At 67.9% G+C, this 7699-nt stretch carries 8 protein-coding genes and 1 pseudogene; 6 read left to right on the top strand and 3 right to left on the bottom strand.

Annotation, left to right across the window (positions count from 1 at the left end; all coding sequences use genetic code 11):
• Window positions 1-83: pseudogene (locus ACFDSW_RS13695) on the top strand (exodeoxyribonuclease III); the annotation flags it as partial.
• A 35-nt stretch (window positions 84-118) separates the two neighbouring features.
• Window positions 119-1135, top strand: coding sequence for a GTP cyclohydrolase II (gene ribA / locus ACFDSW_RS13690; RefSeq protein WP_375250839.1), 1017 nt, complete (start codon window positions 119-121; stop codon window positions 1133-1135).
• 49 nt (window positions 1136-1184) lie between these two features.
• Here the strand turns inward: ribA and ACFDSW_RS13685 are convergent, their stop codons facing one another.
• Both ACFDSW_RS13685 and ACFDSW_RS13680 read right to left on the bottom strand, forming a co-directional pair.
• The gene (locus tag ACFDSW_RS13685; protein WP_375250838.1) at window positions 1185-1874 is read right to left on the bottom strand and encodes an HAD family hydrolase; all 690 of its coding nucleotides are present in this window, start codon (window positions 1872-1874) and stop codon (window positions 1185-1187) included.
• Window positions 1871-2530 carry a YggS family pyridoxal phosphate-dependent enzyme gene (locus ACFDSW_RS13680; RefSeq protein WP_375250837.1) on the bottom strand — a complete coding sequence of 220 codons (660 nt, stop codon included), beginning with the start codon at window positions 2528-2530 and terminating at the stop codon, window positions 1871-1873. The genes ACFDSW_RS13685 and ACFDSW_RS13680 overlap by 4 nt, the downstream gene beginning before the upstream one ends.
• A gap of 22 nt (window positions 2531-2552) precedes the next feature.
• Between ACFDSW_RS13680 and ACFDSW_RS13675 the strand changes: the two genes are divergently transcribed.
• Complete coding sequence (locus ACFDSW_RS13675) at window positions 2553-3101, top strand: thiamine phosphate synthase (protein ID WP_375250836.1); 549 nt, start codon at window positions 2553-2555, stop codon at window positions 3099-3101.
• Window positions 3102-3156: 55 nt separating this feature from the next.
• On the opposite strand, the gene ACFDSW_RS13670 is transcribed toward ACFDSW_RS13675, so the two are convergent.
• Window positions 3157-3804 (bottom strand): hypothetical protein, encoded by a 648-nt coding sequence (locus tag ACFDSW_RS13670; RefSeq protein WP_375250835.1) that lies wholly within the window; start codon window positions 3802-3804, stop codon window positions 3157-3159.
• A 424-nt stretch (window positions 3805-4228) separates the two neighbouring features.
• Between ACFDSW_RS13670 and ACFDSW_RS13665 the strand changes: the two genes are divergently transcribed.
• The 3 genes from ACFDSW_RS13665 to lptE all read left to right on the top strand — a co-directional run.
• Entirely contained in the window at window positions 4229-4675 is a 447-nt protein-coding gene (locus ACFDSW_RS13665) for a DUF3576 domain-containing protein (protein WP_375250834.1), read from the top strand.
• A 16-nt stretch (window positions 4676-4691) separates the two neighbouring features.
• Window positions 4692-7199: a leucine--tRNA ligase gene (gene leuS / locus ACFDSW_RS13660; RefSeq protein WP_375250833.1), complete on the top strand. Its 2508-nt coding sequence runs from the start codon at window positions 4692-4694 to the stop codon at window positions 7197-7199.
• A gap of 2 nt (window positions 7200-7201) precedes the next feature.
• On the top strand, window positions 7202-7699 hold a 498-nt coding region (gene lptE / locus ACFDSW_RS13655; protein ID WP_375250832.1), incomplete at its 3' end, for an LPS assembly lipoprotein LptE.

Genomic DNA, 7699 nt, shown 5'->3' with positions numbered 1-7699 from the left:
GTGCGCACCACGTGTTCGAGGAATGCCGCAGCTGGCTGAAGCCGTCGGACCATGTGCCGATCATGACCGAGTTTGACTGGTGAGCGAGGCCCGCAACGCGGCACGCGCGATCGACGCGATGCGGCGCGGCTGGCCGATCGCGATCGTCGGGGACGACGGGACGCTGCAGACGCTATTGTCGGTCGAGACGGCGGACGCGGGGCGGCTGGCGGCATTCGGCGATTATCGGCTGCTGATTTCCAGTGGCCGTGCCGAAACGCTGAAGCTGACCAATCAGCTCGGCGCGGCGGACCCCGATCTGCCGGTGCTGGTCGATCGGGCACCCTGGTTCGACATGGCGACCGCGACCGCGCTGGCGGATCCGCAGCTGGATCTGGCAACCCCGCTCAAGGGACCGTTCCGTGCGCTGGCGGTGACCCAGCCTCTGGCCTGGGCGGCGGCACTGCGGCTGGCGCGCATCGCGGGGCTGCTGCCCGCCTATTTCGTCGGCGGCACCGCCACGCCGGAGGTGACGATCACGATCGCCGATATCGACGCGCATGAGGATGCGACGCGGCTGACGCTGGCGGTACGCGCGCGGCTGCCGGTGGCGCAGGCGGAGGATGCCGAGATCGCCGCCTTCCGCTCGCCCGAAAGCGCGGACGAGCATGTCGCACTGCTGATCGGCGCCCCCAACGGTCAGCCGCCGCTGGTGCGGCTGCACAGCGAATGCCTGACCGGCGATGTGCTGGGCAGCCTGAAATGCGATTGCGGGCCGCAGCTCGATGCGGCGATCGAGGCGATCAAGGCGGCGGGATGGGGCATCCTGCTGTACCTGCGACAGGAAGGGCGCGGGATCGGGCTGGTCAACAAGCTGCGTGCTTATGCACTGCAGGATCAGGGCTATGATACGGTGGACGCCAATACGCGGCTGGGCTTCGCGATTGATGCGCGCGATTTCGGCGTGGCGGCGCAGATGCTGCGGCTGCTGGGGCAGGACCGGATCCGGCTGTTGACCAACAATCCGGCGAAGGTGGCGGGGCTGGCGGCGGCGGGGGTGACCGTGCTGGAGCGGGTCGCGCACGCGCTGCCGCCCAATCCGCACAACGAACGCTATCTCGCGACCAAGCGAGACCGGACCGGGCACCAGTTATAATGTGTCGCGCCGGCGATCGCCGGGAACGATGGAGGCGGATCGATCCGGCCTAAGCCTTCGCCAGCGCCAGGATCGCCGCCACTTCGTCGAAATCGCGCGCGATCGCATGTGCGCCGATCGCCCGCAGCCGCTCGCCGTGATCGGGGGCACAATGCGAGCCAGCGACCAGCCCGATGACGAACGCGCCGCTCGCCACCGCGCCGGTGGCACCGACGGGCGAATCCTCGATGATCACGCAGTCCTCGATCGCGACGCCGAGCTTTTCCGCTGCCAGCCAGTAAAGATCCGGCGCGGGCTTGCCGTTGGCGACATGTTCGCTGCCGGAATAGAGATGCGATCCGAAGGCGTCGGCCAGGCCGAGATGATCGAGATGGGTGGCGATCCAGCGCACCCGGCTGGACGAGACCACCGCGCGCGGCAAATCTACGGGCAGCGAGCGGACGAACGCCACCGCACCGGCGACTTCCTCGATCCCGTCCAGCAGGCAACGTTCGTTCTCGCGCTGCCGCTGGTGGTGGAAATCGTCCGGCAAGGGGCGCCCAATCCAGCGTTCGACCGCCTCGAGGAATGGCGGGCCGGCGAGCCCCATGAAATGCGCCATCGACTCTTCCGCGCTGGTCGGATGGCCGATAGCGGTCAGATAATCGGCGATGTGGCGATTGCCGCTCGCCTCGCTTTCGATCAGCACGCCATCGAAGTCGAACAGCAGCGCGGCGACGCGGCGAGGCGCGGCGATCATGCGCGTGCCCCGAACAGCGCCGAGCCGACGCGCACATGCGTGGCCCCCAGCGTGACCGCGGTGTCGACATCGTCGGACATGCCCATGCTCAGCCCGGCGACCCCTTCCTCCCGCGCGATTTTCGCCAGCAGCGCGAAATAGGGTGCGGCGTCCACCCCTGCCGGGGGGATGCACATCAGCCCCGCGATGGGCAGGCCGGCCGCGCGCGCCTCCGCCAGCAGCCTGGGCAGATGATCGATCGCGCAGCCGCCCTTTTGCGGCTCCGCCCCGATATTGACCTGAATGAAACAGGCGGGGCGGCGCCCGGTGGCGTCGATTGCGCGCGCGATCGCCGAAATCAGCGAGGAACGGTCGACGCTGTGGATCGCATCGGCGATCGCAACCGCCTCCGCCGCCTTGTTCGATTGCAACTGGCCGATCACATGCAGCCGCGTCCCGCCGAACTCCTCCTGCAGCGGGCGCCATTTCTGTTCGGCTTCCTGCACGCGATTCTCGCCGAAGTCGCGGTGGCCGGCGAGGAGGAAGGGACGGATCGCGTCGATCGGGTGCGTTTTCGATACCGCGATCAGGGTGACGTCCTCGGGCGCCCGGCGCGCGAGGCGGGCGGCACGGGCGATGCGGTCGCGGATCGCGGCAAGCTGGTCGTCAGCGGTCATCCGGGGCGCTATAGGCAGCGGGATGCGTGGCCGCCACCCCGTCGCGCGGGCCGCTCGCCCGCTACGAACCCTGCCGACTCGCTGGCTGATGACCGATGAGCGGCAAGGTGAGGGGTTGTGGCGCGCGCTGGAGCGGCTGCCGCGCGGGGGCGGGGTGATCTTCCGCCATTATGCCACCCCGGCGATCGAACGCCGACGACTGTTCGATCGCGTGCGGCGGGTGGCGCAGCGACGCGGGCTGATCGTGGTGCGCGCGGGCGAGCGGCGGATGCGCGGCGAGCAGGGGGTGCATGCGCGGCGCGGTGGCGGCATCGTCACCTGGCCAGCGCATGATCGTCGCGAGGCGGTTCGCGGTGTACGGGCCGGGGCGGACCTGCTGTTCGTCTCGCCGCTGTTCGGGACACGCAGCCATCCAGGGGCCAAGGCGATCGGGCCGCTGCGGGCGGCGTCGATTGCGCGGAGGCTGGGCGTGCCGGTGATCGCGCTGGGTGGCATGGATGAGCGACGCTGGCGGCGGGCGCGCGGACTGGGATTCGCCGGGTTTGCGGCGATCGACGCCTGGGGCAAGTGACAGAGTCGCGCGGGATCGTCGAAACGCGCGTCACGACGGCGCTGGCGGCGGACCTTTAGAAGCGGAACGCGGTCCCGACGTAGATCGCCTGGCTGTCGCGACGATCGTCTTCGACACGGGTGAGACGGTCACGCTCGCTTTTCAACCGCATCCCCGCCGTCAGGTCCAGGTTGCGCGTCAGCGAATAGCTGCCGCCAACATCGAGCGAATAGCTGGCGGTGTTGTCGATCGCGCGGACCGTTCCCGGCGCGGCGCGGTCGGTCGCCGCCGTCACGCGCCCAGACCAACGATTGCCCGAATAGCTGACGCCGACATCCGCCATTTCGCGGCTACCCGGCAACGGACCCAGATCGACCTTGCCCAGATCGCCCGATACCGCGAACCGCTTCCACCCCACCGCGACGCCCAGATTATAGGCGATCGGCGCGACGCCGACGGTGGGCGTCGTCGCCGCGAAGCGGTTAGCGTCCCGCCCCGCACTCGGCGAGCGCGTGCGGACCGCGACCGTGACGGAGCGATTGCCGTTGCGCGCTTCCGATGGAGTAAAATGGAAGCTGCCGGAGTCGAACCCTCCGCGACCGAGGAGCGCGGCAAGCTTGGGATCGGCGGCGGACGGGGTGAACGAACCTGCCAGCCGCATCACCGGGGGTGCCGTGCGACGGGCACCACGATCCGACGTGTCGGCGGTGCCAAGCGTGGGCACAGCGGCAGCGGCCGCAGCCAGGGAGGCTACGATCACACCGACAGCGATGTGGCGACCCGCGGCCACGATGCGATTCCCGTCCCCTGTTACCGGCATCCGTCATGCTGGCATCCTAGAGCGGGCCTATCACGATTCGGTTCCGAGTCCAGCCTGCCACACGTCGCGTTAAGCGAGGTTTCCGGACGGCTGTTGCATGATGTCCACATTGTGGCGGCGGCCACGACCCGCGATGCGGCTTTTTGCCCCTGGCAGGCGTGGAATGGGCGCGCCACCCATGCGATGCTCGATCAGCTTCCGGGTAGTGGGTCGCGCTGGCCGACTCGCTGCGGCACGGCCTTGCACAAGCCCTTAGCGGGCGCGCTTGCGGGGGGCAGAGGGGGCGGGTACAGCGAACGGCATCGAGTTTGCTTTGAAGGACGATGCCATGTTCCGCCCCACGCGCCCCTCCCTGCGTCTTGCGGTCGCTCTCGGGGTCGCGCTCGCGCTCTCCGCGTGCGGCGGTCGCAGCGCGCGGCCGGAAGGTGATCTGGCCGCCAGCCGCGTGACGACGATCGGCGTGAACAGCTATCTGTGGCGCGCGACGCTCGACACGCTCAGCTTCATGCCGTTGCTGCAGACCGACTCCAACGGCGGCGTCGTCGTCACCGACTGGTACGTTAATCCGCAGCTGCCGAGCGAGCGGATGAAGGTGACCGTCTCGATCCTCGATCAGGATCTGCGCGCCGATGCGGTGCGGGTCGCCGCCTTGCGCGAGGTGAACCGCAACGGCCAGTGGATCTCCGCTCCGGTGGAGGCGGCGACGACGCAGAAGCTGGAAGATATCATCCTGACGCGCGCGCGCGACCTGCGCCGCGGCGCGATCACGGGCTGAGGCACGCCGGCACGACATGGCATCGGAAACCCCCTCGCGCTTCAACGCACTGAAGGCGGACGCGCACTGGCAGCATATCTGGGACGCGGCACGCACCTTTGCCGCCGACGACGACAGCCCCAAGCCGAAGACCTATGTACTGGAAATGTTCCCCTATCCTTCGGGGAAGATCCACATGGGGCATGTCCGCAACTATACGATGGGCGACGTGCTGGCGCGCTATCGGCGGATGACCGGGCACGAAGTGCTCCATCCGATGGGGTGGGACGCCTTCGGCATGCCGGCCGAAAATGCGGCGATGGAGAAACATGTCCATCCCGGCGCGTGGACCCGGCAGAATATCGCGACGATGAAGGCGCAGCTGAAGCGGCTTGGCTTCGCGCTTGACTGGACGCGCGAACTGGCGACCTGCGAGCCCGGCTATTATGGCCACGAACAGGCGCTGTTCCTCGATTTCTATCAGTCCGGGCTGGTCTATCGCAAGGAATCGGCGGTCAATTGGGACCCGGTCGACATGACCGTGCTGGCCAATGAACAGGTGATCGACGGGCGTGGATGGCGGTCCGGCGCGTTGGTCGAGAAGCGCAAGTTGTCGCAGTGGTTCCTGCAGATCACCCGCTTCGCCGACGACCTGCTGACCGGCCTGGACGCGCTGGAGCATTGGCCCGACAAGGTGCGGCTGATGCAGGAAAACTGGATCGGCAAGAGCCAGGGGCTGCAATTCCGCTTCGCGCTGTCGGACGGTGGCAGCGTCGAGGTGTTCACCACCCGCCCCGACACGATGTTCGGCGCCAGCTTCGTCGCGGTCGCGGCGGATCATCCGATCGCGCAGGCGCTCGGCGCAACGAACCCGGCGGCAGCGGCCTTTATCGAGCGGTGCAAGCAGGGCGGCACTACCGCGGCCGAACTGGAAACGCAGGAGAAGCTCGGTTTCGACACCGGGCTGACCGCTACGCACCCGTTCGGTGCAGGTGAGCTGCCGGTCTTCATCGCCAATTTCGTGCTGATGGAATATGGCACCGGCGCGGTTTTCGGCGTGCCCGCGCACGACCAGCGGGATTTCGATTTCGCCACCAAATATGCGCTGCCGATCCGCCGCGTGGTGTCTGAGGGGGACAAGACCGACGCGGCGTTTGTGGAGAAGGAGGCCTATACCGGCCCCGGCACGCTGGTGAACTCGCATTTCCTCGACGGCATGGACGTGGAGGATGCCAAGCGCGCGGTGATCCGCCGCGCCGAGGATGAAGGCTGGGGCAAGGGCTCGACCGTCTATCGCCTGCGCGACTGGGGCGTCAGCCGGCAGCGATATTGGGGCACGCCGATCCCGATCATTCACTGCCCGGCGTGCGGCGAAGTGCCGGTGCCCCGCGAACAGCTGCCGGTGGTGCTGCCCGAGGATGTGACGTTCGATACGCCGGGCAATCCGCTCGATCGCCATCCGACGTGGAAACACGTCGATTGTCCGCGATGCGGCGCGGCGGCGCAGCGGGATACCGACACGCTCGATACGTTCGCGGATTCATCGTGGTATTTCATCCGCTTCGCCAGTCAGCCGCAGGACCGGCCGTTCGATCGCGCGGTGGCGGAGCGGTGGTTGCCGGTGGCGCAATATATCGGCGGGGTCGAACATGCGATCCTCCACCTCCTCTATGCGCGGTTCTGGACGCGCGCGTTGCGGCACGTCGGTCTGATCGATCTCGCCGAGCCGTTCACCGGCCTGTTCACGCAGGGCATGGTGACGCACGAAACCTATCGAGCGGCGGACGGGCGCTGGCTGGCGCCGGAGGACGTGCGCGATGGCATGGAGATCGCCAGCGGGCAGCCGATCACGATCGGCCGGGTCGAGAAGATGTCCAAGTCGAAGAAGAATACGGTCGATCCCGAGCCGATCGTCGACCAATATGGTGCCGACGCGGTGCGCTGGTTCATGCTGTCCGATTCGCCTCCGGAGCGTGACCTGGAATGGAGCGAAAACGGGATCGAGGGGGCGTGGCGATTCGTTCAGCGTCTGTGGCGGTTGTTCGATGCGGCGCCCGCCGGCGGTGAGGGCCGGGATGCCGCGCTCGATCGCAAGCTGCACCAGACGATCGCCGGAGTGGCGGCGGATATCGAGGCGCTGTCGTTCAACAAGGCCGTCGCGAAATTGTACGAACTGACCAGCGCCGTCGAGAAGGCCGCTCCGTCGGCATCGCGCGACGCCACGATCGCGACCATGATGCGGCTGGTGGCGCCGATGGTGCCGCATATCGCCGAGGAAGCATGGGCGGCGCGGGGCGAAAGCGGGCTGATCGCGGACGCGCCGTGGCCGGAGGTCGACGCGGCCCTGCTGGTGGAGGACGAGGTGACGATCGCGGTGCAGATCAACGGCAAGCTGCGCGATACGCTCACATTGGCGAAGGGGCTTCCCCGCCAGGAGGTGGAAGCGGTGGTGCTGGCGATGGACAAGGTCGTGCGCGCGCTCGATGGGAAGCCGCCGCGCAAGGTGATCGTGGTGCCCGACCGGCTCGTGAATCTCGTCGCGTGAGCATGCGCCGCCTTCTGCCCGTGGCGATGCTGACAACGCTATCGGCCTGTTCGCTGCAACCGCTCTATTCGGGGAGCACCGCTGGTCCGGTCGCCACGTTGATGGCCGGGATCGATGTCGCACCGATCGAGGGCAAGGGCGGATGGCTGGTCGCCAACGCACTCCGTGACCGGCTTCATGCGGTGGGCGAGGGGCCGGCACGGTATCGCCTTACGGTGAAGCTGGATGATCGTATCGTCGGTCTGGGCGTGCGGGCCGACGACGCCGTGTCGCGCGAGCGGCGGACGTTGCGCGCGCGCTATCAATTGCTCGACACGACACAGGGTACGGTGTTGCTCGATGCGACCGCCGCATCGGATGCGGGGATCGATGTGGTCGGCTCCGAATATGCCACGATCGCGGCCGAGAGCAGCGCGCTCGAGCGCCTGTCGGATATGGTGGCGGATCAGATCGTCGCACGAGTGGCGCTTTACGCACGCCGGTCAGATCGGAAGAGCACA

Source organism: Sphingomonas sp., from assembly GCF_042091075.1.
Classification (GTDB): domain Bacteria; phylum Pseudomonadota; class Alphaproteobacteria; order Sphingomonadales; family Sphingomonadaceae; genus Sphingomonas.
Note: the sequence above shows the minus strand (reverse complement) of the source record. Positions and strands in the feature narration are given on the sequence as shown.